Source organism: Sphingopyxis sp. HIX (assembly GCF_001468285.1).
In the GTDB taxonomy this organism is placed as follows: domain Bacteria; phylum Pseudomonadota; class Alphaproteobacteria; order Sphingomonadales; family Sphingomonadaceae; genus Sphingopyxis.
Map to the genome: position 1 here is coordinate 1 of NZ_LNSB01000018.1, position 24804 is coordinate 24804.

Genomic DNA, 24804 nt, shown 5'->3' on the forward strand with positions numbered 1-24804 from the left:
GTACATCGTCTACTTCGACTGGGATCAGTCGAACATCACGCCCGAAGCGGCGTCGACGCTGGACAACGCCATCAGCGCCTACAACCGTGGTTGCACCGGCACGCAGGTGTGGCTCGCCGGTCACGCTGACCGCTCGGGCTCGGCGACCTACAACGTTGGCCTGTCGAACCGTCGTAACGACGCCGTTCGCAGCTATCTCACCGCTCGCGGTATCTCGGATAGCTCGATCAGCGCCGAAGGCTTCGGTGAGAGCCGTCCGGCCGTTGCAACCGCCGATGGCGTCCGCAACGACCAGAACCGCCGCGTGGAAATCAAGTACGGTCCGGGTTCGGGCATGTAAGATTTCCCCGTCCGGTTTCGGACAGAGAAAAGAGGGGCGGTACCGAAAGGTGCCGCCCTTTCTTTTTGCGTATGGGGCAGAGGGCGACCGGCGTCGGCACGCTTTTTATTTGCGCTATCGGAATAATGTTATACCATAACAATTGGATCGGTGATCGCTTGCGAGCGGCGCGAGGGGGCCGGTCCGCGGTGCGGCGCCGGCGGCTGCGATCGACGCGCTGGCGGTGCCGTATCCCGCGAGAGGGAGAGAGACGATGCGCCGACGCAGCCAGTTCCATCGCAGCATTTTCCGCGCCGACCCGAGCGGCGATCCCGACATCAACACCACCCCACTGATCGACGTGATGCTGGTCATGCTGGTGATGTTCATCATCACCATCCCGCCGCCGACGCACAGCGTCGATATCACGCTGCCCGGCATCGATGGCGGGGTGCCGAAGGTGGTCGACAAGAATCATGTTACCATCGGGACCGACGACGTCATCCGCTGGAACGCCGAGCCGATCGATCTCGCGCAGCTGGGCGTGCTGGTCAAAGCGGCGTCGGAGCGGACCGAACCCGCGACGATCCTGTTCGAGCCCGACGCGCGGGCGCGCTATCTGCGCGTCGACCAGGCGATCGGCGCGATCCGCCGCAACGGCGGGACGAGCCTGGCCTTTCCGGGGATCCAGCAATATGGCGGGCTGATTTAGGGCAAATTCGGGCCGAGCGGACCGCGCCTGCGGCGGGGATGGACGGAATCCCCGCCGCATCCGGTCCGCAAGATCCTCCGCATCAGCGGTTATAGTCGGGTTTGGGGAGCAGGATCGGCGCCGGGTTGCGCGCAACCCACGCGACGGCGAGGCGGCATAGCCCGGCGGTGTCGCCGCCGCGGCTGCTCATTTCGGCGACGGTCTTGCGGGCGGTTTCGACGTCGGGTGCGGGCAGGGGCTCGGCCGAGCCGAGATGGATGAGGAGGGCTTTCGCCATCTTGCGATAGTCGCCATCCCAATTGATGCCGCCATTGCGCTCGAGCTCGTCGTGGATACGGCCCGAGAGGCGGATGACCTCGCCCTGCACGGTCGCGGCCGCGCCGCTGGAGGGGACGAGCAGGTCCCACAGATGTTGATGCTGGTCTTCCCAGCGACCGGGACCGACGGCGATCGGCGCCTTTTTATCATGCAGTACACGGCGTGGGACCGGAGCGACGGCGAATAGCGCGTAGAGGCGGTCGAGCGCAGCGCTTGCTTCATCGACGCTCTTGGGATTGTAGCCCGCGCGGTGAAATTCGAACCTGGTACCGATCTCCCGGACGAGCTGTTGCATAACAGGCGTGATGCGCGGCACGGGCGTGGCGCCTCCCAGCAGGCGCGCGAAGAAGGAGCGGGGCTTCTCGCGTTCGTCGGGTAGGGCGTCGAGCAGCAACTCGGCCATCGGCGTCACGCGGGCGATGTCGGCGTTGCCGCAGCGGCGGAGCATGGAAATCAGCGCGGTGTCGCCATCGCGGTTTGCCGCATCGGCGCGCGCCCCAGCGTCGAGCAGCGCCCGCGCGGCACGCAGATTGCCGGTGGTCGCGGCGCGGTGGAGCGGGGTGGCGCGGCCGCCCGCGCCGTGGTTCGGATCGGCGCCGAGTTCGATGAGCAGTTCGACACACCCCTTCCAATGGCCGGCGCGCGAATGGAGCGGCGTCTCGCCATAGGCATCGCCGGCCGCGAGGTCCGCGCCCTGTGCAACGAGCCATCGGGTCAGTTCGTCGGGGCATTCGACAAAGGCCAGCGCCGTCTGTTTGAACACGCCGCCGCGGGCATCGAGGTTGCACGCGTCGAACACCGCTTTGAGTGCGTCGAGATCGCCCGCCGCGAGCAGGGCCTCGAAATCCTTGGGCAGGGTCTTGCGCTTGGTCTTGCCCATGACGGCGATCAGCCCGCCGGCGCCGTCCCGGGGCGCAGATATTGCATCATGTAGCTGACATAGTCGGCCTTGCCGAGCGGGACGCCCATGTGGCGGAGCACGCCGTAAGCGGCGACGAGGTGGAAGTAATATTGCGGCTGCGCCCAGTCGCGGACATAAGTGGCAGCGGTCATGTCGAAGGCCATGCCGTTGGGCAGGTCGAAGCCGACCGCGCGGCCGGGGTCGGTGTCGATCGTCGCGGCATCGACGCTGCCCAGCCAGGCCAGCGTTTCTGCAATCTGCGCCTGCAGGCCGGCGAAGTCGGTCGCGTCCTCGGCAAAGGCGGGGGCGCCGGTCGCGCCGAGGCGGGTCGGGGCCTGAATCGCCTGGAGGCACGAGAAGCGGACCTGCGAGGCGAGCGGGAACATATCGGGGGCCAGCCGCGCGGCGATGAACTGGAGCTCGCCGACGCCATTGTCCGCGCCCCAGGCGAGCGCCTTGTCGAGCTGGGCCGAGAGGGCCTTGAGGCCGTTGGCATAGGCGGGCACGGTCATGTCGTAGAGCATCGTCGCATCCTTCGTAGGGGTGAGCGGGCCGCGGTCAGGCGGCGGCGAGATTGTCCTGGAACTGGAGCCGCGCGAGGCGCGCATAGAGGCCGTCGGCGGCGACGAGCGCGTCGTGCCTGCCCTCCTCGACGATGCGGCCCTCGTCCATCACGACGATGCGGTCGGCGGCGCGCACGGTGGCGAGGCGGTGCGCGATGACGATCGTCGTGCGGTCGTGCATCAGCGTGTCGAGCGCGTCCTGGACGAGCTTTTCGGACTCGGCGTCGAGTGCCGAGGTTGCCTCGTCGAGCAGCAGCAGGGGGGCGCGGCGGAGCAAGGTACGCGCGATCGCGACGCGCTGGCGCTGGCCGCCCGAGAGGCGCGCGCCGCCCTCGCCCATGAAGGTATCGAGGCCGTCGGGCAGCTTGGCGAGAAACTCCTCGGCGTTGGCGGCGCGCGCGGCGTCCCAGAGTTCCTCGTCGGTGGCGGCCCAATTGCCGTAGCGCAGATTGTCGCGCGCCGAGGCGGCGAAGATCACCGTTTCCTGCGGCACCATCGCGATGCGGGCGCGGATGTCGGCGGGGTCGGCGTCGACCAGTGGGATGCCGTCGAGCAATATGCTGCCACCCTGCGGATCGTAGAAGCGCTCGGCGAGCTGGAACAAAGTCGACTTGCCCGCACCCGAAGGGCCGACGATCGCGACGGTCTCGCGCGGGGCGATGGCGAGGCTGAAATCGTGGAGCGCGGCGGCATCGGGGCGCGTCGGGTAGTGGAATTCGACGTTCCGGAATTCGAGCGTGCCGTGCGGCGGGTCGGGGAAGCGGCGCGCGTTGGCGGGCGGCGCGATGCTCGGTTCGGCGTGGAGCAGTTCGGAGAGGCGCTCGGCGGCGCCGGCGGCGCGGAGCAGGTCGCCATAGACTTCGGTGAGCGCGCCGAAGGCGCCCGCGACGAGTCCGCCGGTGAGCACGAAGGCGGCGATGGTGCCGCCGGTGATCGTCCCCGCCGCGACGCCGGCGGCGCCGTACCAGAGCAAAGTGGTGATCGCCCCGAAGAGCAGCCCGATGACGATCGCGGTCATGATCGCGCGCAGACGGATGCGGCGCTTGGCGGTCGCGAAATTGCTCTCGACCGCTTGCGTGAAGCGCTCGGCCTCGCGGCGTTCCTGCCCGAAGGCCTGGACGATCTTCATCGCGCCCAATTGCTCGGCGGTGGTGGCGCCGATGTCGGCGACGCGGTCCTGGCTCGAACGCGAGACATTCTGGAGGCGGCGGCCGAGCAGCACGATCGGCAGGATGATCACCGGGATGCCGAGGAGGATGCCGCCGGTGAGCCCCGGCGAGAGCGAGAAGAGATAGACGATGCCGCCGATGCCCATCACGGTATTGCGGAGCGCAACCGAGACGGTGGTGCCGACGACCTGTTCGATCACCGTGGTGTCCGACGTCATGCGCGAGGCGATTTCGGAGGGCCGGTTTTCCTCGAAGAAGCCGGGGGCGAGGCGCAGCAGATTCTGCTGCACCGCCTGGCGGATGTCGGCGACGGTGCGCTCGCCGAGCCAGCTCACGAAATAGAAGCGCAGCGCGGTGGCGAGCGCGAGCGCGATGACGATCAGGTAGAAGAGGCGGAAATGCGGCGCGACGTCGCCGCCGCCGGCGACGAAGCCGCTGTCGATCATTTCCTTGAACTGCCAGGGGATCGCCAGCGTCGCGAGCGCCGCGACGCCGAGCGCGACCGCGGCGACCAGGATTTGCAGCGGATAGCGGCTGGCGTAGCGCCAGATCATCCGGAGGCTGCCGAGCTTGCGGGGTCGCTTGTCCTGCGGGTCAGCGGTGGCCGTCTGGTCTGATCTTGTCGCCATGTGTCGGCCCTAGCAGCGGCGAAGGCGGCGCTCAACGGCGCAGAGTGGTGCGCTGGCTTCATGCATTATGAAGCCAGCGCGCATGATCGTGCCTAACGGTTATCGAGCTGCGCCCGCACCGCGCGCAGGCCCGCCTGGGTGATGCGGTACGGCGCGCCGCCGAGCGAGGCGATGAAGCCGCGGCGGCGGAGGCGCTGGAAGAGCGGCAGGCTCATATTGGCGAGCACGAAACCCTCGCGGGTGAAGCAAAGCGCCTCGACGATATGGCCCGCGTGGTCGCGGCGGTGGCGAATCGCACCGCCCTGCGCCAGCGCGTGAAGCACGCGCTGTTCGTTTTTCGAAATATTCATGCGGTAAGGTCCGGAAAATGGGCATGGCAACGGGCGCGCCGGCCCGAGGCCAGCGGCGTTCAGGACATCACACCTTGCGGGGATGTCAGCGGTTGCCCGCAATCTCCGGCATATTCACTCCATCGCGGCATGGTGCGCCGCGCGGGCAGAATATTCGCATATGAAGCGTCCCGCAACGGTTTTGATGCATTGCACAATGAGACGGAGCGCCTAGACTGGTCGGGACAGAAGCGCGCCGCAGAGCGCCGCCGGGGCTACGCAAGGAACATAGGAACATGCTGTATCACGCTTTCGACATGCAGAAGAGCTGGCTCGCGGGGGCCAGCGCGCTCGCGACCGCGGGGGCGCAGGTGATCCAGCATCCCGCCAACCCGCTCGGCTATTTCGGCGGCAGCCCGATGTTCGCCTCGGCGCTCGAGGTCTTCGCGCACGCCGCGGCACCGCGCGGCAAGCCGGGGTTCGAGCTGTATGAGACCGTCGTCGACGGCGAGACGGTGCGCGTGACCGAGAAGGTCGAGGCGCGCAAGCCCTTCGGTCAGCTCAAGCATTTCACCCACAAGGCGTCGAAGGGCGCGCCGAAGCTGCTGATCGTCGCGCCGATGTCGGGCCATTATGCGACTTTGCTGCGCGGCACCGTCGAGCGCATGCTGCCCGGGCACGACGTGTGGATCACCGACTGGCGCGACGCGCGCAACGCGCCGCTGTCGGCGGGCAAGTTCGACCTCGACGATTATGTCGACTATCTGATTTCGTGGCTCGAACATATCGGACCGGGCGCGCATATGCTGGCGGTGTGCCAGCCGTCGGTGCCGAGCCTCGCCGCCGCGGCAGTGATGGCGGCGAACAAGCACAAGTGCCGGCCGAAGACGCTGACGATGATGGGCGGCCCGATCGACACGCGCAAGGCGCCGACCGCGGTCAACGAACATGCGATGACGCGCCCGCACGCCTGGTTCCAGGAAAATGTCATCGTCACCGTGCCCGCCTGGTATCCGGGCGCCGGGCGCCGCGTCTATCCGGGCTTCCTACAGCTTGCGGGCTTCATGTCGATGAACCTCGGCAACCACATGATGAGCCATTGGGAGATGTTCAAACATCTGGTCGACGGCGACGGCGAGAGCGCGGACAAGACCAAGGAATTCTACGACGAATATCGCGCAGTGTGCGACATGACCGCCGAATTCTATCTCCAGACCGTCGACGTCGTGTTCCAGCGCCATTTGCTGCCCAAGGGCGAGATGCTGCATCGCGGGCAAAAGGTCGACCTCAATGCCATCGAGGATATCGCGATCCTGGCGATCGAGGGCGAGCGCGACGACATCTCGGGCATCGGCCAGACCAAGGCGGCGCTGACGCTGGCGAAGTCGTTGCCGGCGGAGAAAAAGAAATATCTGATGGCCAAGGCCGTCGGCCATTATGGCATCTTCAATGGCCGAAAATGGCGCGAGGAGATCGCGCCGGTGGTCGAGGGGTGGATCCGCAGCAACGGATAGGCGCGTCGTAATCGCAGACGTGGAGCGGTAGCTGAGCCGGCCTCTAAATCCCGTTCGTGTCGAGCGAAGTCGAGACACGCAGAGTTCGCGCACGCCTTCAGGTCTCGACCACGCTCGACACGAACGGGGAGGGAAAGCGCTGTTACAACGCCACCTCGGCGTGCTTGCCGAGATCGCCGTCCCTCATCGTCAGCCCGGTCGCCATCTTGAACAGGCCCTTGATGCCGGGATCGGCGGTCCAGATCTCGGCATTGTCGAGATCGAAGCGCAGCAGCACCAGCTTGGGGTCGCTCTTGCCGCCCTCGTACCAAGCCTCGATGCTGTTGTTCCACAGCCGGTCGAGCACCGCGCGGTCGGTCTCGGTGCGCAGCGTGCCCGAGATGCAGGCGAACAGGTCGTGGCCCTTCGACGCGAATTGCGCCATCGCGGGGCCGCCGGCCGAGAGACGGTTGTCGGTCGCGGTGAAGAACCAGAAGGCGCTGTTCGCGTCCTTGTCGAGCTGCGCGTTCATCGGGATGTGATGGTCGCGCTCGCCGGTTAGCCCGACCATCACGAAAGGACTGGCGTCGAGCGCCTTCCAGAATGATTTCTTGATATCCTCGCTCATGGGGAAACTCCTGATTTCCCCCTCGAATATGGGCACAACGCGGCAAGCCCGCGCGCGTTGCCCGGTTCAGCGCAGGCGCGGCTCATTATAGCTGACGACCTCATATTCGATGCCGTCGGGATCGAGGAAATAGAAGCGGCGGCCGGGGTCGTAGTCTCCATGGTTGAAGGGAGTGAGCCCGACCGCCTTCACGCGCATCTCGATCGTGTCGAGGTCCTCGACCTGGACGCCGAGATGGTTGAGCGGCTCGCCCTTGGGGTAGGCGATGTCGGCGTGCTCGCCGTCGGGGCCGGTGTAGAGCGCGACATAGGCGGCATCGCTGCCGAGGTGGATCGTGCGCCCGCCATCGCGCGCGGGGCCGCGCCAGCGCTCGTGCCAGCCGAAGATCGCCGACAATATGCCGGCGGTGCGGTCGGGGTCGCTGACGGTCAGATTCACATGTTCGATGAAGGGGTGCGTCATGGTCTGGCTTTCGTGATTCGGGTTGACGCCGCGACTTATGAAAGCTCAACTGAGGTTTAGATCAAGAGGAAAGACGAAGGAGCGCCAATGCACCGCACCGACCTCATCGCGATCGGCGAACTCGCCGCGCGCACCGGCGTCGCGGTGTCGGCGATCCGCTTCTATGAGGCCAGGGGCCTGCTCGAGGCGCTGCGCACCGGCGGGGGGCAGCGGCGCTTCCTGCGCGCCGACATCCGCCGCGTCTCCTTCATCCTGATCGCGCAGCAGATGGGATTGAGCCTCGAGGAAATCGCCGCCGAGCTCGCGCGGCTGCCCGCCGGACGGACGCCGAACGGCGCCGACTGGACGCGGATCAGCACGGGCCTTCGCGCGCGGATCGACGCGCAGATGGCGGCGCTGATGCGCACGCGCGACCTGCTCGACCAATGCATCGGCTGCGGCTGCCTGAGCCTCAAGAAATGCGGGCTCTACAACGCGAGGGACAAGGCGGCGCAGCGCGGCGCGGGGCCGCGCTATCTGATCGGCGACCGCGCGGGCGAGATCGCCGAGGTCGACGCGGACGAACCCTTTTCACGCGCGTAAAAGGAGGAGCGTCAGCGGCAGGCGGCGCCCAGCCATTTGCCGCTGCTCGCGGTGACGACCTTTAGCGGGCGGCCGTTGCGGGTCCCGGTCGTGACGCTGCGGGTGGTGTAGCCTTTGGCGTTGTACGTGCCCGTCGTGACGGTCTTCACCGGCGTCGGCAGGTCCTTGATCCGGCACAGCGACTGGCCGCGAATCTTGCCGGCTGCCAGTGTGTAGCTGCGCGATGAGCAGGTCGCGCCCGGCGCGTGGAGCAGGATCTGCGGCGTATCGGCCGCCTGCTTCGCGGTCAGGCAGCTGGTGCGCGGCGCGCGCGTGTCGGCGGCGCGGATCAGCGTTTCGGGGACGCCGGGGATGTCGGCGCTGACCAGCTGGGTCACATGCGTCCACTTGCCCGCCTGCGGGCCCGGCGCACTCGCCGCCGCGGCGCCCGCGAAGGCGAGCGGGATGAGGAGGGCCGCGCCGTGCATAGGGGTCAGACCGCGGGCAGGCTCTCGATCTCGGGCGCGCCGGCGAGGCACGGGCCGAGCTTGGCGCCGAGGGTGCGGAAATGGTCCGACGCGCGGTGCGCTTGGACCGCCGCGTCATCGTCATAACATTCGAGCACCTTGTAGACGCCCGTCTCGTTGGTGCGGAACAGCTTGTAATAGCTGTTGCCGGGCTCGTTCGCGCGGACCGCGGGGGCGAGCTCGGCGAAGACGCCCTCGAATTCGGCTTCCTTGCCGGGCTGGACGCGCAAGGTCGCGATGACGCCGATGCCGCTCATGTCTTTTCTCCTTCGATCAGGTTTGTGAGGCCGCCTAGTCTACCAAGACGCCAGAACTTTCCCTTTTCAATCCGTCGGCAGCACATTGGGAAAGGCGCGACATTGCATCTTTCGAACCCGCCAACGGGAATGATCGCAGTTTTAGGCCATCGGCGTCGACCGAGAAACCGCTCGTCGATGACCAACTCGACAGGAAATTCGCGATATGCTCCTTGTTCCAACGAGCGACGATCAGCGAAACACCCACGTCTTCGACGTGATTAATGACTGCATTCTCGCTGGACCAACGATTATGCTTGCCATTTCCTTGGAGTTTGAGGGCGAGATCAACCCTTGCGCCGTCCGGTTTTGCCAATCTTATCCAGCTTGGATCGAACAGAAACAACGAAATTTGGTCGGTTTTCCAGTTGAGCACGACGTGGACTGCGGCGTCGCCATCATAGTTGGTCGAAGCGACGCAAAATCCATCGTCCGGCACAACCGACCACAACACTCTGGGTCCAATCTGCGGCTGTGCCGAGATGGCGACAGGCCGCAGAAGGGATAGAGCCGCGAACAGAATGATCACCGCACGCCAAGCCTTTGGAATCCAACGGCCGCCTGCTGTGGTCATCAGAGGACCTCGAACAGCCCTGCCGCGCCCTGGCCGCCGCCGATGCACATGGTGACGACGACATATTTGGCGCCGCGGCGCTTGCCCTCGATCAGCGCGTGGCCGGTGCAGCGCGCACCGGTCATGCCGAAGGGGTGGCCGATCGAGATCGAACCGCCGTTGACGTTGAGCAGCTCGTTCGGGATGCCGAGCTTGTCGCGGCAGTAGAGCACCTGGACAGCAAACGCCTCATTGAGTTCCCACAGGCCGATGTCGTCCATCTTGAGCTCGAAGCGCTCGAGCAGCTTGGGGATGGCGAAGACCGGGCCGATACCCATTTCATCGGGTTCGGTGCCCGCGACCGCCATGCCGACATAGCGGCCGAGCGGGGTCAGGCCGCGCTTCTCGGCGAGCTTGGCTTCCATCACGACGCACGCCGACGAGCCGTCCGACAGTTGGCTCGCGTTGCCCGCGGTGATCGTATTGCCTTCGCCCATGACGGGCTTGAGCGACGCGAGGCCTTCGAGCGTGGTGTCGGGGCGGTTGCAGTCGTCGCGGTCGGCGGTGACTTCCTTGAACGAGACTTCCTTGGTCTCCTTGTCGACGATCGCCATCGTCGCGGTGCAGGGCACGATCTCGTCGTCGAACTTGCCCGCCGCCTGCGCCGCGGCGGTGCGCTGCTGCGACTGGAGCGAATATTCGTCCTGATATTCGCGGCTGATGTTGTAGCGCTTGGCGACGACCTCGGCGGTGCCGATCATCGGCATATAGGTCGCCGGGTGCATTTCGAGCAGCGTCGGATCGGTCTCGATGAACAGCTTGTCGCCGCGGATCTTGCTGATCGATTCGACGCCGCCGGCGACGACCACGTCCATGCGGTCGACGATGACCTGCTTCGCCGCGGTGGCGATGGTCATCAGCCCCGACGAGCACTGGCGGTCGATCGACATGCCGGGGACGGTGACGGGCAGGCCGGCGCGCAGCGCGATCAGGCGCGCGACGTTGGGCGACTGCGACCCCTGCTGCATCGCCGCGCCGAAGACGACGTCGTCGATCTCGGCCGGGTCGACCCCGGCGCGCTCGACCGCGGCCTTGACCGAATAGGCGCCGAGCGTCGGCGAGGGGGTGTTGTTGAACGCCCCGCGGCCGGCCTTGACCAGCGGCGTGCGGGCGGTGGAAACGATGACGGCGTCACGCATGTCGATATTCCTTCTGCTTGGATCCGGTTGTCTTTTCGGGGGAGGTCGGCCGGATTATCCTGTCAAACGAAGAACTGGCTGATCCATTCGGCGATCAGCGCGGGCTTGTCCTCGCCCTCGATCTCGATCGTCACCTCGTTGGTCTGCTGCCACTGACCGGGGCGCTTTTCGTCGAGTTCGAGCAATTTGATGTGGCTGCGCACGCGCTTGCCCGAGCGGACGGGGGCGAGGAAGCGAACCTTGTTGCCGCCATAGTTGACGCCCATCTTGACGCCCGCAATCTTCGGGCCGTCGGTCTTCTGACCGAGCATCGGGATCAGCGACAGGGTGAGGAAGCCGTGCGCGATGGTGCCGCCGAAGGGGGTGAGCTTGGCCTTTTCCTCGTCGATATGGATGAACTGATGATCGCCCGTTGCGTCGGCGAACTTGTTGATCATGTCCTGGTCGACGAGCACCCATTCCGACGTGCCGATCGTTTCACCGACCCTGGTCTGCAGTTCCTGCGGCGTGATCGAGGCCATAGCCATCCCCTCCATTGCTGTTCGGGGCGCGTTCTAGGCCTGTCTTGCGGCCTTGCACAAGGGCCAAGCCCTGTGCCCGCGCCGCCGTAGCGTCAGGATGCCGCACCGCCGCGCGGTGCGCGCGCCTTGGGCTTGGGGGACTCGGGATAGGGCATAACCGGCGTGCCGTCGGGGGCGGCGGTGAAGCTGGTCTGGGTCGGATAGGCGAAGTCGTAACCCGCCTTGGTCATCGCGTCGAAGACGCGGATCGCGACGTCGGTGCGCGCCGCGGTGACGACCTCATAATCCTCGCTGAACACGTCGAAGAGCAGCTCGAAATCGAGGCTCGACGCGTTGAACATGACGAAGCTCGACCGTATGAATTCGTGCCCCGCGGCCTCGACCTGTTCGTGGAGCAGGTCGGGCAGCGCGCGCAGCTTCTCGGGCGCCGTCTGATAGACGACGCCCAGCATGAAGGTGACGCGGCGGCGCTGGAGATGCGCAAAATTGGTGATCTCCTTCGCCAGCAAATTGGTGTTGGAGATGATCAACTGTTCGCCGTTGACCGAGCGCAGGCGCGTGCTCTTGAGCCCGATGCGCTCGACCGTCGCGGTGCTGGTGTCGTATTTGATCGTCTGCCCGACGCGGAACGGACGGTCGAAGATGATCGAGAGCGAGGCGAAGAGGTCGGAGAAGATGCCCTGCGCGGCAAGGCCGATCGCTATGCCCCCGATGCCGAGGCCCGCGATCAGGCCGGTGACATTGACCCCCATATTGTCGAGGATGACGATGCCCGCGATCGCGAACAATGCGACGCTGATCAGCAGGCGGATGATGCCCATCGCGTTCGACAGCGTCTCGTTATTGCCCTCGGCGGCGCGGCGCTGGATCAGGCCGAGCACGATCTCGCGCGCCCAGATCGCGACCTGCATCACCACCGCGATGGTGAAGACGAACTGGATGATCTGCAGGATCAGCGCGGGCGGATTGGCATAGCCCGCGACGAGGCGGATCGCGACGATCGCGATCACGAAGGACTTGGTCTTGTGGATCACGCGGCCGGCGATGTGGCTGATCGTGAACTCGCCATCGGCCGACTGCGCGTGGCGCAGCGCGATGCCGCGCAGCAGCGACAGCAGAAAATAGATGATGAGGCCCGCGCCCACCGCGATGCCGATCTGCAGCCAGTGGCTGTTGATCCACGCGATGCTGGCGTCCCACCAGTAGCGCAAATCGTCGAGCGGGTTGGTCGCGGCGGCTTCGGTCGCGGGGGCCGCCTTGGTGGCAGCGCTCTTGGCGGCGGTCATCAGGGAGAAGGTCACGTCTATCCTTTTGGTCGGTCAGGCGGAGCGGAGCAGTTCGGCCGCGTCGGGCGTCTGCTCCAGATAGGCGAGGAATCCGCGTTCGACACGCGAAAGATATCGGGTCGCGCGCGGCAACTGGCCGATGGCCTCGGCAAAGTCGCCGCGCTCCTGCGCCGCGGCGATCATCGCGGGGTGGACATAGGCCTTGCGCGCGATCGCGGGGGTGTTGCCGAGATGGTCGGCGACATGCTGGAGCAATTGCTTGAGCGTTGGGGGCTCCTTGGCGTCGTAGAGAAAGGCGAAGGCCTCGACGCTCGCCGACCAGGTGCGGAAATGCTTGGCGCTGAAGGCGTCGCCCATCGCATCGCGGATATAGGCGTTCACCTCGTCCGACCCCACCGCGCAATAATCGCCATCGTCCTCATACTGGAAGAGATGCTGGCCGGGCAGGTCCTGCAGCCGGCGGACGAGCGTGGTCAGGCTGCGGTCGCTGATCACCACCTCGCGCTTCGCGCCGCCCTTGGCGCGATAGTTGAGGCGGAGCGACTTGCCCGTCAGCCTGGCGTGGCGGCGGCGCAGGGTGGTCGCGCCGAAGCTGTTGTTCGCCGCGGCATATTCCTCGTTGCCGACGCGCAGCGCGGCGAGGTCGAGCAGGCGCACCACCGCGCCGACGACGCGTTCCTGACAGAGCGTGCGGCGGCCGAGATCCTCCTCGAGCCGCGCGCGGAGCAGGGGCAGCGCATGGCCGAAGGCCGCGCAGCGGTCATATTTGTCGGCCTCCTGCGCGAGGCGGAAGTCGGGGTGATAGCGATATTGCTTGCGCCCGCGCGCATCGTAGCCGGTCGCGAGGATATGACCGTTGGGCGCGGGGCAATACCAGGCGTCTTCGTACGCCGGGGGCAGGGCGATGGCGTTGAGGCGCCGGATTTCGGCAGCGTCGCGGATGAGCTTGCCCTTGGCGTCGCGGTAGCGCCAGCCGTCGCCCGTGCGCTCGCGGCCGATGCCGGGCAGGCTGTCGTCGACATGGATGAGGCGGGCTGCGGTCATGGGGGCATAAAGTTTCGGGGGGCGGGATGGTTCCCCCCGCCCGTCATCCCGGCGAAGGCCGGGATCTCGCCGTGGCGTCCTTGTTTGCCGATGAGATCCCGGCCTTCGCCGGGATGACGATCAGCTTAAGACGGCGTGCCAGCTATCGCCGGATGCCGCGCGGGGACCTGCGCCGGGCGCGCGGTGAGCGGGCGCCAGCCGGCCTCGCGCTCGCGGCGGCGCACGTAAGTGGAAAGGCCCATCTGCAGCGCGAGCATCATGTAGATGAAGGGCTGGAAGGCTATGCCGACGAAGAGCGAGCCGATGAGATAGGTGATATGTCCGTGCTGGAGCGCGGTCGCGAGCGGGGCGATCCATTGCTCCTCGGCGCGGCGCGTCTTGAGATAGCGGCGCCGCAGCCGCTCCATCTGGATCAGGCCGGTGAGGTGGAGCAGCAGCCAGAGCGTCAGCCCCGGGTAGCCCTGTTCGCCGAGCATCTCGAAATAGCTCGAATGATAGGCGCGCGATTTTTCCTCATAGACCGTCGGCACGGCTTCCTGCGGCTTGTTCGGGTCATAGGCGCTCGCCGCCTTTTCGACGCGGACATGGTTCTGGATATAGGCCTCGAACCCGCCGCCGAAGGGATTTTCCTTCGCATATTCCCAGGTCCACGCCCACACCGCGACGCGCGTCGAGGCCGACTGGTCGGCCTTATGGTCGCGGATCGTCTCCATGCGCTCGGTGAAGCTCTGCGGCAGGAAGGGGATCGACGCGATGGCGAGCAGCCCCGCGCCCGCCATATAGAGGAAGCGGTGCTTGACCGCACGCAGCGACAGCACCGCGAGCACCGCGATGCAGACGAGCCCGGTGCGCGCCTGCGTGCCGATCGGCAGCAGCGCACAGGCGAAGACGAGCGCGAAGCAGAAGATCGAGACGCGCCAGTCGGGCGGGAAGATCGTGCCGTGGTTGCGATACCAGAGGATCAGCGGGATGATCGAGATGCCCACCGCCGACATGATCGAGCCTTCGTAGAGGCCGTAATTTTCGTTGAGCAGCAGCTGGAGCGTGCCGTAGCCGCCGCCGCCCGCCGCTGTCTTGATCCCGCCCGCGATCGCGATCGCCGCGGCCGAGAGCAGCATGGTGACGATGAGCGCCTCGATGCGCAGCTTGGTACGCAGCGTCAGCGGCAGGAAGATCGCCCAGACGAGCGCCTTCCACACCCAGCTCCATTTGTCCGCCGCCTCGACCGGGAAATCGGCGTTCACCGTCGTCATCCAGCAATAGAGCAACAGCGCGACGAGCAGGAATTGCCGGCTCGACCACCTGGTATCGCGCTTGTCGTCGACCGCGAGCCAGCCGACGATCGCCAGCCCGAAGACGATCAGCGAGATCGGGATCGAGTTGATCAGGAAGTAGGAGAGCCGCTGCGGCGCGACGATGTCGATGTAGCAGAAGCAGAGCACGAACAGGAACGGCTTGCGAAAGCCGATCCCGATGAAGGCAAAGAGAAAGGCGACAAAGGCGATGTCACGCATCGCCCTGTTCCTTTTTGGCCGCTTCCTCCTGGCGCCGCTGCCACAGCATGCGCGGGCTGACCTCGCGGTCGAGGTCGTCGCGGTAAAGCAGGCGCCACAGGGCGATCGCCAGCAGCACGTGCGTGAGCCCGATGGAGAAATTGTCGACCATGGGCAGGGGCCTAGCCTATCGGGGTTGACGGCGCGTTAAGGCTTGTGTGCCATATGCGCACAGGCCATGACCCGCATTCTCCACGTCCTCGACCACAGCCTGCCCACGCACAGCGGCTATACCTTCCGCACCCGCGCGCTGATGAAGGCGCAGGTCGCGAAGGGCTGGCAGGTCGCCGGCGTCACCGGGGTGCGCCACCCCGAAGCGGGCCCGGACGGCGAGATCGTCGACGGCCTCACCTTCTATCGCACCCCGCCGATCGCACCCGCGCGATCGCCGATCCGCGAGTGGCGCGAGATCGGCGCGCTCGCGGCGCGGATCGAGGCGCTGGTGAAGGACTGGCAGCCCGACCTGCTCCACGCGCATTCGCCGGTGCTCGACGCGATGGCGGCGCTGCGCGTCGGCAAGCGGCTCGGCATTCCGGTGCTCTACGAGATCCGCGCCTTCTGGGAGGATGCGGCGGTCGGCAACGGCACGGGGCGCGAGGGGAGCGCCAAATATTTCCTGACGCGCCAGCTCGAGACGCATGCGGTCAAGTCGGCCGATGCGGTCGCGGTGATCTGCGAGGGGCTGCGCGGCGACCTGATCACGCGCGGGGTCGATCCCGCCAAGATCGTCGTCTCGCCCAACGGCGTCGACCTCGAGCTGTTCGGCGATCCGCCGCCGCGCGACGCGGCGCTGGCGGCACAGCTCGGCCTGCAAGACGGTGATGCGGTGATCGGCTTCATCGGCAGCTATTATGACTATGAGGGCATCGACGACCTGATCGCCGCGATGCCCGCGCTGGTCGCGGCGCAGCCCGCGGCGCAGCTGCTGCTTGTCGGCGGCGGGCCGATGGAGGCGGCGCTCAAGGCACAGGCCGCGGCCTCGCCCGTCGCGCCCCGCATCCATTTCGTCGGCCGTGTGCCGCACAGCCAGGTCGAGCGCTATTATTCGCTGATCGATATCCTCGCCTATCCGCGCAAGAAGATGCGGCTGACCGACCTCGTCACGCCGCTGAAGCCGCTGGAAGCGATGGCGCAGGGCAAGCTGGTCGCGGCGTCGGACGTCGGCGGGCACCGCGAGCTGATCGAGGACGGCGTCACCGGCACCTTGTTCGCGCCCGACGACCCCGCGGCGATCGCCGCCGCGCTCGCGAAATTGCTCGGCGAACGCGACATGTGGAGCGAACGTCGCCGGACCGCACGTATTTTCGTCGAAAAACATCGTAACTGGTCGTCAAACATTTTACGTTACGAACCCGTTTACCAGCGACTGCTCGGCAGCGACCCCGGGTCGCTCGCCGCCTGACGCGACAGGTTTGGACGATATGGACGAGACACGCGAAAAATCGGTACGGGATGTCGCTGCGGCGCTGTGGCGCGGGCTGCGCCCGGCGGTGCCGGCGGTGATCGGCGCTGCGGCGCTGACCTTCCTCTTCGCCGCGGTGATGCCGCTCGCCTGGGTCGCCGCGATCAGCTGGAACCTCTATCTCGACCGCCTGTCCGACCTGTTCGTGCCGCCGGTCGGCAATGGCGGGCGGCTCGCGCTCGCGATCGGCATGACGGCGGTCGCCGCGCTGCTTGCGGGGCTGATCGCGCTCGTGCTTGCCAAGCCCGCCGTGAAGGGCAATGGCGCGATGAACCGCCGCGTCGCCGCGCGGGCCAAGAAACAGGCCGACGCCGAAGCCGCGCTGCCGCGCCGCCGCGCCGACATGCACCCCGACGATGCGCCGCGCCCGCCGATCCGCGCCGGCCGCGACCTGCCCGAAGGCGGGCTCGGGCCGCTGGTGGCGCCGGCGACGATCGACGCCGGCGACGAACTCGACCTGGCCGAAATGGGCATGGCGATCGCCGACGACGAAGCCGACGAGCTGGTGCTCGCCGACCTCGCGCCGGTCGATTTTGAAGAGGGCAGCGCCGACGCCCCCTGGCTCCAGCCCGCCGAGCTGTCGGGGCCGGTCATGCCCGATCCCGCCGACAACAGCCTCGGCGCCATGGTCGCGCGCTTCGAGGCGGGGCTCGCGCAGCGCCGCCGCACGGCGGCCGCGGCGCCCGCGACCCCGGCGCTGCCGACCGCCGTTCCCGCGAACGAGGACAGCGAGCCCGCGATCGACTTCGCGCTCGAAGCGGCGCTGAGCACGCTGCAGCGCATGACGCACCGCGCGGTGGGTTAATCCTCGACCGTCAGCACTTCGATCCTGAGCCCGCCTTCGTCCGCCGCCTCGACGACGAGGTCGGCGACGATATGCCCCGGCAATCGCCATTCGATCGTCTCGAGCCGCGCCTGCAGCAGCGGGCGCAGCGCCCCGGGATCATCGTCCGCGAGCGTGCACGGGAACATATGCCGCGCGCCGACGAAATTGGCGCTCGCCCAGGGCCGCAGCGTCGACGGTTCGAGCAGTACACCGTGCGGCAGCTCACGTGCCAGCAGGCGGCGCAGGCGCCCGTGCGGACAGCCGGGGCGCGGCGGCGCGGCGGGGGACCAGCGCATCATGCCTGCTCTCCCGCGCGGACGCTGTGCTTGCGGCGGTCGCCGCGCGGCCTGACGCGGCCCGCGCGATAGTCGGCGCGCCATTTGTTCATGAAATGTTCCACGCGGCAGGTCATGCGAAATCCGGCGATGCGACCCTCGCGCAGGTCGGCGACGAGCTTTGGGTCGCGCACCGCGTCGCGCCCGAAGACGCTCTGCGGGATCGCCGATTCGACGAGGAAGGCCTCGACCCGTTGCAACAGCGTCTGTTTCATAAATCCTCCCTGGTCGATCCGGTTTCCGGGCGACTCGCCCGATAGGATATTTCCTATTTGAGGATGATTTTCCTACTTGTCTAGGATAAATCCTATTGCTAGATACGAAATAGGAAGGACCGGCCCCGTGGCAGATTTTGGAGATGATCCGCGCGCCGCGCTCGACCGGCTGCTCACCGAGCGGGGCGTCGATTATGCGCAGCTATCGGCGCGCATCGGGCGCAACCCCGCCTATATCCAGCAATATATCAAGCGCGGCTCACCGCGGCGCTTGGCCGAAGAAGACCGCGCGCGCATCGCCGCCTATCTGGGGGTGCCCGAGGCGATGCTGGGCGGGCCGGTGCAGCGCGTCGCCGCGTCGGCGCGGCCGGGCGGGGCGGCGATGGTGCTGGTGCCCAAGCTCGCGATCGGCGCCTCGGCGGGCGCGGGGCGGACGATCGACGGCGAGCCGGTCGAGGGCGCGGTCGCCTTCGACCCCAAATGGCTGCGCGAGCTCGGCGCCGATGCGCGCGCGCTCAGCATCATCCGCGTCGAGGGCGATTCGATGGCGCCGACGCTGAACGACGGCGACGATATTTTGGTCGACGGCGGCGACGCGGCGACGCGGCTGCGCGACGGCATCTATGTGCTGCGCATGGACGACGCGCTGATGGTGAAGCGCATCGCGCGCGCGCCGGGACCGGGGCGGATCTCGGTGATCAGCGACAATGCGCAATACCGCAGCTGGGACGATCTGCCGATGAGCGCGGTACAACTCGTGGGCCGCGTCGTGTGGACCGGACGGCGAGTGCGGTGACCGCTAATCCTCCCTGTCGCGAAGCGATGGGGAGGGGGACCATGCGAAGCATGGTGGAGGGGTGGTGGCCTCAATCCACGGCCTATCGCATCGACCCCTCCACCACCCTGCGGGTGGTCCCCCTCCCCACGGCTACGCCGCAGGGAGGATTAGGAAGGGCCTCTCCTCACGCCAGCATCCACCCATCTCAATAAGGCGTCGCCATCTCCGCCTCGATCTCATGCTCGAGCACTTCCGCCCGCTGGCATTGCTCCTCATTGCCGTCGCGGCATTTTTCGGTCGCCTTGTCGCGCTGGCGCGACAGCTTGCCCAGCCGTTCCTCGCGTTCGCGCAGCTGGCGGCCGCGATTGCGGTCGGCTTCGTCCTGGCTGGTGGTCGACCAGTCGGCGACCTTGCCCACTGCCTTGACCGGCGCGGTGACGACGGTCTTGACCGCGCTCACGCAGCCGCCGAGCAGCGGCACCGCCAGCATGACGAGGAATATCGCGCGCATGTTTTGTCCTTTCGACCCGGGCGGTTTTCTTCGCATATCGCGGCGCGGCTGAACAGGAGGTTGCGTTAACCTGCGCCGCCGATCAGCCATCGTGTCATATCACTGAAACAAATGGTTAAATTGCTATTTACCATCGCGCTCTAGGTCGTGCTGGCCCGCCACACCAAACCGAAGAGCGCCATGACCCCCGCCGACCTCGCCCTTGCCCCGACCGCCGGACATTCGGCCGCGGTTCGTACCGATGCGCATCTGTCGGAGGTGATCGACCTGTTCCGGCATCATCCGCACCTGCGCATCCTGGCGGTGCTCGATGCCGATCGGCGGCCCGTCGGGATCGTCCGCGAGCGGAAGGTCCGCGAACTGCTCTTTTGCCCTTATTGGTTCTCGCTGATGCAGAATCCGACCATCGGCGGTTCGATCGCGAGCATGGTCGAGCCGTGCCTGACCGCCGATATCGGCGAGACGACCGCGGCGCTGCTGGTGATCGTGTCGCGCGCGGCAGGCGCCGAAGGGCTGGTCCTCGTTCGCGAGGGGCGCTTCGTCGAGACGCTCGACAGCGGCCAACTCGCCAGGCTCGCGATGCTGCGCGAGGTCGAGCTGGCGCAGGAACGCAGCGCCCGCGCCGCGCGGGTCGACGAGGCGGGCGACCGCTTCCACGAGGATATCGCGGGACTGACCGCGGCGCTGTCGGACACCGCGCGGCAGGTCGAGCGCGTCGCGGGCGACCTCGCCGAGCGCGCGCAGCACACCGGCCGCGACGCGGTGTCGGTCGCGGGCGCGACGGCGCAGACGCTGGCGGGGCTTGGGGAACTGGGCGATCGCGGCCATGCGCTGGCGGCGGCGATGCGGCGGATCGTCGACGACGGCACGCATGCGCGCGCGGTGCGCAGCGACGCCCACCGCAAGGTGAAGGCCGCGAGCGAACGCGCCGCGGCGCTCAAGGCCGCCAGCCAGTCGATCGAGCAGATGCTGGCGCTGATCATCGACATGGCGAGCCGCACCAACATGCTCGCGCTCAACGCCGGGATCGAGGCGGCGCATGCCGGCGACGCCGGGCGCGGCTTCGCGGTGGTTGCGACCGAGGTCAAGGCGCTGGCCAAACAGACGCGCGCCGCCGCGGGCGACATCGCGCAGCATATCGACCGGATCCGAGACATCGTGGGGCAGGTCAACGAGGGGTTCGAGGAGGTCGAGCGGGCGATCGTCGCCAACAACGGCTTTTCCGACGCGGTCGACCAGGCGGTCGACGGGCAGAGCGCGACGACGCTGATGATCGCGACCTACGTCGAGCAGGCGGTCGCCGCGGGGCGCGAGATCGATACCCGCGTCCAGCATATCGGCCGCGGCGCGAGCGCGGTCGGTGAGGATGCGCAGTCGCTCGGCCGCCTGTCCGCGGGGCTGACGCGCGCCGCGCAATCGCTGAACCAGCGCGCACGGCACTTCGTCGAGGCGGTCGCCGCGGCGTGATTCGCGCGCGGGTCCCAAGGGCTTGCCGCCCCGCGCGACTCTGATAATCTCTCCTCCGCGCCAGCGGCGCGATGGCCGCCGGCGGGGAGGAGGGTCATATGAGTAACATGCAAAAGGGTCTGGCCGAGTTCATCGGCACCTTCTGGCTCGTGTTCGGCGGCTGCGGCAGCGCGGTGCTGGCGGCGGCGTTTCCCGAGGTCGGGATCGGCCTGCTCGGCGTGTCGCTCGCCTTTGGTCTCACGGTCGTCACCATGGCCTATGCGATCGGGCATATTTCGGGCTGCCACCTCAACCCGGCGGTGACCGTGGGGCTGTGGGCCGGCGGGCGCTTCGACGCGCGCGACATCCCGCTCTATGTCGTCGCGCAGGTGCTCGGCGCGATCGTCGCCGCCTTCCTGCTCTGGCATGTCGCGGCGGGCAGCACCGCCTTCGATCTCGCGACCAAGGGGCTCGCGGCGAACGGCTATGGCGCGGGTGGCGGGTCGCCGGGCGGCTATGACCTCACCTCGGCGCTGATCATCGAGATTTTGCTCACCGCCTTCTTCCTGTGGATCATCATGGGCTCGACCGACGGCCGTGCACCCGCGGGCTTCGCACCGCTCGCGATCGGGCTCGCGCTGACGCTGATCCACCTGATCTCGATCCCGGTGACCAACACTTCGGTTAACCCGGCGCGCAGCACCGGCCCGGCGCTCGTCGTCGGCGGGCTCGCGCTACAGCAATTGTGGCTGTTCTGGGTCGCGCCGCTGGTCGGCGGGCTCGTCGGCGGCTGGCTTTACCGCACGGTCGGCGCCGACGCTTTCCCCAAGCCCAATATCGAGGGCAATTGACGCAGGGTCGGCGGGCGCTTCGGTTCCCGCCGGATCCTATTTGAGCAGGTCGAGCGCGAAGGCGCGCACGTCGCCGGCGATATCGGGGCGTTCGAGCGCGACCGCCAGATTGGCCTGGATATAGCCTGCCTTCGACCCGCAGTCGTAGCGCGCGCCGTCGAAGGTGACCGCGTGGAACGCCTGGCTGCCGATCATCTCGGCCATCGCGTCGGTGAGCTGAATCTCACCGCCCGCGCCCTTTTCCTGGCGCTGGAGCACGCGCATCACTTCGGGCTGCAGGATATAGCGCCCCGACACGATCAGGTTCGACGGCGCCTCCTCGACCTTCGGCTTTTCGACGAGGCCGCGCACTTCGGTAAGCGCACCATCCTGCGCGCCGGGCGTGATCACGCCGTAGCTCGACACCTGCTCGTGCGGCACTTCGAGCACCGAGATCAGGTTGCCGCCGACCTTGTGATACGCGTCGACCATCTGCTTCATGCAGCCGGGCGTGCCGTGCATGAATTCGTCGGGCAGGAAGATCGCGAAGGGCTCATCGCCGACGATGTCGCGCGCGCACCAGATGGCGTGGCCGAGACCGAGCGGCTCCTGTTGCCGGACATAGGCGCAATTGCCCGGGCCAAGCCGCGTCGGCTCGAGCACCGACAGGTCCTTGCCGCGCTCGGACATCGTCTTTTCGAGTTCGAAGGCGATGTCGAAATGATCCTCGATCGCGCTCTTGCCGCGCCCGGTGACGAAGATCATCTGCTCGATCCCCGCCTCGCGCGCCTCGTCAACCGCATATTGGATCAGCGGGCGATCGACGACCGGCAGCATCTCCTTTGGGATCGCCTTGGTCGCGGGGAGGAAGCGGGTGCCGAGGCCGGCGACGGGAAAGACGGCTTTGCGGATCGGTTTCATGCGCGCGGGCTTAGCGGCGAACACTGCCCGTGAAAAGCCGCGCTATTGCGGCGTGACGATCACGACGACGCGGCGGTTGTCCTGCCGCCCTTCGGGCGTGGCGTTGCTCGACAGCGGCAGCGTCTCGCCGCGGCCGATCACCTGGTCGGGGGGCATTACCATGCCGTTGGTGCGCATCGCGTCCGCCACGACGTCGGCGCGCGCCTGCGACAGCTTGAGGTTATAGGCGCTGGTCCCCGTCGAATCGGTGTGCCCCTCGACGCGCGCCGAGCCGATGCCGACGCTGGCGAGGCCGCGTGCGACCTGCGAGATGGCGTCAATCTGCTCGGGCTTCAGATTGGCATCGTCGGTCGCGAACAGCAGGCGTTCGGGCAGCGTCAGCTGCCAGCCTTCCCCGCTTTCGACGAAACCCTGCGACTTGAGCATCGCAACCTGTTCCGGACTGAACCCCTTGGGCGCCGGCAGGCTCTGGCACGCGGCGAGCAGCGCGGCGGCGGCGAGGGTGAAGAGGGTCTTGAAGGCGGGGGGCATCGCTTCGCGCTTTCGTCAGCTTCGGGTGCGGTTGGACAATTTGTCGGCATACATCGCGGCATCGGCGGCGGTGAGCAGTTCGGCGGCGCCGTCGGCCTGGAAGGGAAAGACCGCAAAGCCGATGCTGGCGGTGGGGCGATAGAGCTCGCCGCCCGGCAACATCAGCGGCTGGGCGATGGCGGCGCGCAGCCGGTCGGCGATCGCCTGCGGTTCGACCGCGGCGTCGAGCGGGTCGACGAGCACGGTGAATTCGTCGCCGCCGATGCGCGCCGCAAAATCGCCGCTGCGCAGCGTCTCGCGGATCCGGCTCGACAGCGCGACCAGCACGGCGTCGCCCGCGGCGTGGCCGAAGGCGTCATTGGCCTCCTTGAAATTGTCGGCGTCGATGAAGAGCAGGACGAAGCGCCCTCCGCGCTGGCGCGCCGCAGCGATGCGTAGTGCCAGCTGTTCGTCGAAGGCGGCGCGGTTGGGCAGCGCGGTCAGCGCGTCGTGCGATGCGCGATGCGCGAGCATCGCCTTTTCGCTTTCCATCGACCCCTGCCAGCCCTGCAATTCGTCGAGCAGCGCGTTGATATCGCCGCCCAGCCGGTCGAGTTCGGCGATACCGAGCGGCTGGACGCGTTTTTCGAAGCGGCGATGCAGGCGGACGTCGTGCGCGACGGTGGCGATGGCGTTCAATGGCTTGACCAGCTCATATTCGAAGCGCCGCGCCATGACGATCGCGCCGAGCGCGGTGACGATCAGGCAGGCGAGCCCGGCGAGCAGCCCGATCCGCACATAGTCGATCAGCGTCGACGAATCGCCCCACACCTGGATCGTGCCGATCGCCGACCCGTTGCGGCGGATTGTCACGGCATAGGGCTTGGGAAAGAAGGCGCGGGTCAGGAGCGGCGCGGGGTCGGGCGTCGGCGAGGCCCATTCGGTGAGCGGCTGGCCGCGGTCGTCGAGCACGCGCAGCTTGGCGATGCCGGGGATGCGCATCAGCGGGGCGAGCCCCTCGCGCGCCGCCGCGGCGTCGTTGAACACCAGCGCGGGTTCGACGCCATAGGCGCCGAGCTGTGCCGCGAGCTCGATATTACGGTCGGCATAGCCCCGCATCGCGGTGATGCCCGCGAGCAGGATCGTCAGCCCCGACAGCGCCACTGCGAACAGCGTGATGCCGAAGTGGAAGCGCGAAAGCAGTTTCTGCAAGCTGGTGCGCGGGGGCGACTTGGCGCTCATGCGGCGCCTCCGTCGCTCTGCCCGATCTTGAGCACGCGCGGATCGACGCGCAGCGGCCCGCGCCCGATCGCGTCGAGATTGACCGAGAAGCTGAGGCCGTCGGCCTTGCGCGCGAGGCAGAACATCGCGCCATAAAGGCAGGCGGGGTCGTCGTCGCTGATCGTGAGCACCGCGCGGCCGCGGACCCAGCCGATCAGCCGCTGGCGATCGTCGGCGGGCATGCGGCCGAGGAAAAGGATGTCGCAATCGCTGCCGCCGGTCACCGCCGCGGCGGTCAAACGCCGCACCGCGATCGCGGGGCCGCCGCCGGGTATGCCGGGAGTGATGCGGTCGGTCAGCCGCGGCGCGCCGACGAGGCAGAGGGTGCGGCTGCTCTGCTCGGCGCCGGGCCAGCGGACATAGCTGATGATGCCGCCGAGCATGCGATTGACCGCGCGGGTTAGCCCGTCGACGCCATCGTCGATGATCGTCTGGCTGGCCGCCTGCACCGACATCTGCGGCGTCGACAACAGCGCGCCGATCAGGAACAATGATGCCAGCACCCGCTTTGCGACCCCCACCGCACCTGGGCACGCTGCCCCAAGTTGGCGGCGTCCGCTAGCCTAAAGCGCGGGCAAGTCAACGATAAGCGACGTCATATCGCCATTTCGCAATAGCGCTACGCG

Annotated in this window: 31 protein-coding genes; 9 read left to right on the forward strand and 22 right to left on the reverse strand. The window is 67.4% G+C overall.

The genetic code is table 11. The features are described from left to right. Both ATE62_RS10145 and ATE62_RS10150 read left to right on the forward strand, forming a co-directional pair. A partial coding sequence (locus ATE62_RS10145; RefSeq protein ID WP_156422279.1) for an OmpA family protein occupies positions 1–340 on the forward strand: 340 nt, incomplete at its 5' end. Between the two features lie 253 nt (positions 341–593). Beyond that, entirely contained in the window at positions 594–1031 is a 438-nt protein-coding gene (locus ATE62_RS10150) for an ExbD/TolR family protein (RefSeq protein WP_058810176.1), read from the forward strand. Between the two features lie 82 nt (positions 1032–1113). Here the strand turns inward: ATE62_RS10150 and ATE62_RS10155 are convergent, their stop codons facing one another. The 4 genes from ATE62_RS10155 to ATE62_RS10170 form a co-directional block, all read right to left on the reverse strand. After that, a complete protein-coding gene (locus ATE62_RS10155; RefSeq protein ID WP_058810175.1) occupies positions 1114–2229 on the reverse strand; it encodes an ankyrin repeat domain-containing protein in 1116 nt (371 codons plus the stop codon). An 8-nt stretch (positions 2230–2237) separates the two neighbouring features. Further along, complete coding sequence (locus ATE62_RS10160; RefSeq protein ID WP_058810174.1) at positions 2238–2774, reverse strand: DUF1993 domain-containing protein; 537 nt, start codon at positions 2772–2774, stop codon at positions 2238–2240. Positions 2775–2808: 34 nt separating this feature from the next. Then, on the reverse strand, positions 2809–4611 hold the full coding sequence (locus ATE62_RS10165) for an ABC transporter transmembrane domain-containing protein (protein WP_058810173.1): 1803 nt from the start codon (positions 4609–4611) through the stop codon (positions 2809–2811). A gap of 92 nt (positions 4612–4703) precedes the next feature. Then, entirely contained in the window at positions 4704–4961 is a 258-nt protein-coding gene (locus tag ATE62_RS10170; protein ID WP_058810172.1) for a YjhX family toxin, read from the reverse strand. 275 nt (positions 4962–5236) lie between these two features. Here ATE62_RS10170 and ATE62_RS10175 point away from each other — a divergent pair, with 275 nt between their 5' ends. After that, positions 5237–6454, forward strand: a complete 1218-nt coding sequence (locus ATE62_RS10175) for a polyhydroxyalkanoate depolymerase (RefSeq protein ID WP_058810171.1) — start codon at positions 5237–5239, stop codon at positions 6452–6454. A 142-nt stretch (positions 6455–6596) separates the two neighbouring features. On the opposite strand, the gene ATE62_RS10180 is transcribed toward ATE62_RS10175, so the two are convergent. Both ATE62_RS10180 and ATE62_RS10185 read right to left on the reverse strand, forming a co-directional pair. Further along, on the reverse strand, positions 6597–7061 hold the full coding sequence (locus tag ATE62_RS10180) for a pyridoxamine 5'-phosphate oxidase family protein (RefSeq protein WP_058810170.1): 465 nt from the start codon (positions 7059–7061) through the stop codon (positions 6597–6599). A gap of 66 nt (positions 7062–7127) precedes the next feature. Then, a complete protein-coding gene (locus ATE62_RS10185) occupies positions 7128–7523 on the reverse strand; it encodes a VOC family protein (protein WP_058810169.1) in 396 nt (131 codons plus the stop codon). Positions 7524–7610: 87 nt separating this feature from the next. Here ATE62_RS10185 and soxR point away from each other — a divergent pair, with 87 nt between their 5' ends. Beyond that, positions 7611–8105: a redox-sensitive transcriptional activator SoxR gene (gene soxR / locus ATE62_RS10190; protein ID WP_058810168.1), complete on the forward strand. Its 495-nt coding sequence runs from the start codon at positions 7611–7613 to the stop codon at positions 8103–8105. Between the two features lie 11 nt (positions 8106–8116). Here the strand turns inward: soxR and ATE62_RS10195 are convergent, their stop codons facing one another. The 9 genes from ATE62_RS10195 to ATE62_RS23605 form a co-directional block, all read right to left on the reverse strand. After that, positions 8117–8572 carry a DUF3617 domain-containing protein gene (locus ATE62_RS10195; protein WP_058810167.1) on the reverse strand — a complete coding sequence of 152 codons (456 nt, stop codon included), beginning with the start codon at positions 8570–8572 and terminating at the stop codon, positions 8117–8119. Positions 8573–8577: 5 nt separating this feature from the next. Further along, positions 8578–8868, reverse strand: a complete 291-nt coding sequence (locus tag ATE62_RS10200; RefSeq protein ID WP_058810166.1) for a putative quinol monooxygenase — start codon at positions 8866–8868, stop codon at positions 8578–8580. Between the two features lie 34 nt (positions 8869–8902). Next, entirely contained in the window at positions 8903–9481 is a 579-nt protein-coding gene (locus ATE62_RS23280) for a hypothetical protein (protein ID WP_156420668.1), read from the reverse strand. Further along, on the reverse strand, positions 9481–10659 hold the full coding sequence (locus ATE62_RS10205) for an acetyl-CoA C-acyltransferase (protein ID WP_058810165.1): 1179 nt from the start codon (positions 10657–10659) through the stop codon (positions 9481–9483). The genes ATE62_RS23280 and ATE62_RS10205 overlap by 1 nt, the downstream gene beginning before the upstream one ends. 62 nt (positions 10660–10721) lie before the next feature. After that, positions 10722–11180 (reverse strand): MaoC family dehydratase, encoded by a 459-nt coding sequence (locus ATE62_RS10210; RefSeq protein ID WP_058810164.1) that lies wholly within the window; start codon positions 11178–11180, stop codon positions 10722–10724. A 92-nt stretch (positions 11181–11272) separates the two neighbouring features. Continuing rightward, complete coding sequence (locus ATE62_RS10215; RefSeq protein ID WP_082662723.1) at positions 11273–12466, reverse strand: mechanosensitive ion channel domain-containing protein; 1194 nt, start codon at positions 12464–12466, stop codon at positions 11273–11275. Positions 12467–12499: 33 nt separating this feature from the next. Next, positions 12500–13510 (reverse strand): DNA topoisomerase IB, encoded by a 1011-nt coding sequence (locus ATE62_RS10220; protein WP_058810163.1) that lies wholly within the window; start codon positions 13508–13510, stop codon positions 12500–12502. A 125-nt stretch (positions 13511–13635) separates the two neighbouring features. Further along, positions 13636–15024: a putative O-glycosylation ligase, exosortase A system-associated gene (locus tag ATE62_RS10225; RefSeq protein WP_058810162.1), complete on the reverse strand. Its 1389-nt coding sequence runs from the start codon at positions 15022–15024 to the stop codon at positions 13636–13638. After that, a complete protein-coding gene (locus ATE62_RS23605) occupies positions 15017–15175 on the reverse strand; it encodes a hypothetical protein (RefSeq protein ID WP_197411762.1) in 159 nt (52 codons plus the stop codon). The genes ATE62_RS10225 and ATE62_RS23605 overlap by 8 nt, the downstream gene beginning before the upstream one ends. A gap of 66 nt (positions 15176–15241) precedes the next feature. On the opposite strand from ATE62_RS23605, the gene ATE62_RS10230 reads away from it, so the two are divergent. Both ATE62_RS10230 and ATE62_RS10235 read left to right on the forward strand, forming a co-directional pair. After that, positions 15242–16465 carry a TIGR04063 family PEP-CTERM/XrtA system glycosyltransferase gene (locus ATE62_RS10230; RefSeq protein ID WP_058810161.1) on the forward strand — a complete coding sequence of 408 codons (1224 nt, stop codon included), beginning with the start codon at positions 15242–15244 and terminating at the stop codon, positions 16463–16465. Between the two features lie 19 nt (positions 16466–16484). Then, complete coding sequence (locus ATE62_RS10235) at positions 16485–17330, forward strand: hypothetical protein (protein WP_058818506.1); 846 nt, start codon at positions 16485–16487, stop codon at positions 17328–17330. On the opposite strand, the gene ATE62_RS10240 is transcribed toward ATE62_RS10235, so the two are convergent. Both ATE62_RS10240 and ATE62_RS10245 read right to left on the reverse strand, forming a co-directional pair. Beyond that, positions 17327–17650, reverse strand: a complete 324-nt coding sequence (locus ATE62_RS10240) for a hypothetical protein (protein WP_156420599.1) — start codon at positions 17648–17650, stop codon at positions 17327–17329. The genes ATE62_RS10235 and ATE62_RS10240 overlap by 4 nt on opposite strands. After that, positions 17647–17901 carry a hypothetical protein gene (locus ATE62_RS10245; RefSeq protein ID WP_058809075.1) on the reverse strand — a complete coding sequence of 85 codons (255 nt, stop codon included), beginning with the start codon at positions 17899–17901 and terminating at the stop codon, positions 17647–17649. The genes ATE62_RS10240 and ATE62_RS10245 overlap by 4 nt, the downstream gene beginning before the upstream one ends. 127 nt (positions 17902–18028) lie before the next feature. Between ATE62_RS10245 and ATE62_RS10250 the strand changes: the two genes are divergently transcribed. Further along, the gene (locus tag ATE62_RS10250) at positions 18029–18697 is read left to right on the forward strand and encodes a S24 family peptidase (protein WP_058809074.1); all 669 of its coding nucleotides are present in this window, start codon (positions 18029–18031) and stop codon (positions 18695–18697) included. Positions 18698–18884: 187 nt separating this feature from the next. Here the strand turns inward: ATE62_RS10250 and ATE62_RS10255 are convergent, their stop codons facing one another. After that, positions 18885–19190, reverse strand: coding sequence for a hypothetical protein (locus ATE62_RS10255; RefSeq protein ID WP_058809073.1), 306 nt, complete (start codon positions 19188–19190; stop codon positions 18885–18887). Between the two features lie 147 nt (positions 19191–19337). Between ATE62_RS10255 and ATE62_RS10260 the strand changes: the two genes are divergently transcribed. Together ATE62_RS10260 and aqpZ are read left to right on the forward strand one after the other, a co-directional pair. Further along, complete coding sequence (locus ATE62_RS10260; RefSeq protein WP_231736236.1) at positions 19338–20657, forward strand: methyl-accepting chemotaxis protein; 1320 nt, start codon at positions 19338–19340, stop codon at positions 20655–20657. 98 nt (positions 20658–20755) lie between these two features. Next, complete coding sequence (gene aqpZ, locus ATE62_RS10265) at positions 20756–21487, forward strand: aquaporin Z (RefSeq protein WP_058809080.1); 732 nt, start codon at positions 20756–20758, stop codon at positions 21485–21487. A 36-nt stretch (positions 21488–21523) separates the two neighbouring features. On the opposite strand, the gene galU is transcribed toward aqpZ, so the two are convergent. From galU to ATE62_RS10285, 4 genes are read right to left on the reverse strand one after another with little or no spacing between them, the layout of a single operon-like run. After that, complete coding sequence (gene galU / locus ATE62_RS10270; protein WP_058809072.1) at positions 21524–22387, reverse strand: UTP--glucose-1-phosphate uridylyltransferase GalU; 864 nt, start codon at positions 22385–22387, stop codon at positions 21524–21526. 42 nt (positions 22388–22429) lie between these two features. Next, on the reverse strand, positions 22430–22918 hold the full coding sequence (locus ATE62_RS10275) for an OmpA family protein (RefSeq protein ID WP_058809071.1): 489 nt from the start codon (positions 22916–22918) through the stop codon (positions 22430–22432). Between the two features lie 15 nt (positions 22919–22933). Then, entirely contained in the window at positions 22934–24139 is a 1206-nt protein-coding gene (locus ATE62_RS10280; protein WP_058809070.1) for a diguanylate cyclase domain-containing protein, read from the reverse strand. Further along, positions 24136–24681 (reverse strand): YfiR family protein, encoded by a 546-nt coding sequence (locus ATE62_RS10285; protein WP_058809079.1) that lies wholly within the window; start codon positions 24679–24681, stop codon positions 24136–24138. Before ATE62_RS10285 ends, ATE62_RS10280 begins: the two co-directional genes overlap by 4 nt. Positions 24682–24804: the final 123 nt, after the last annotated feature.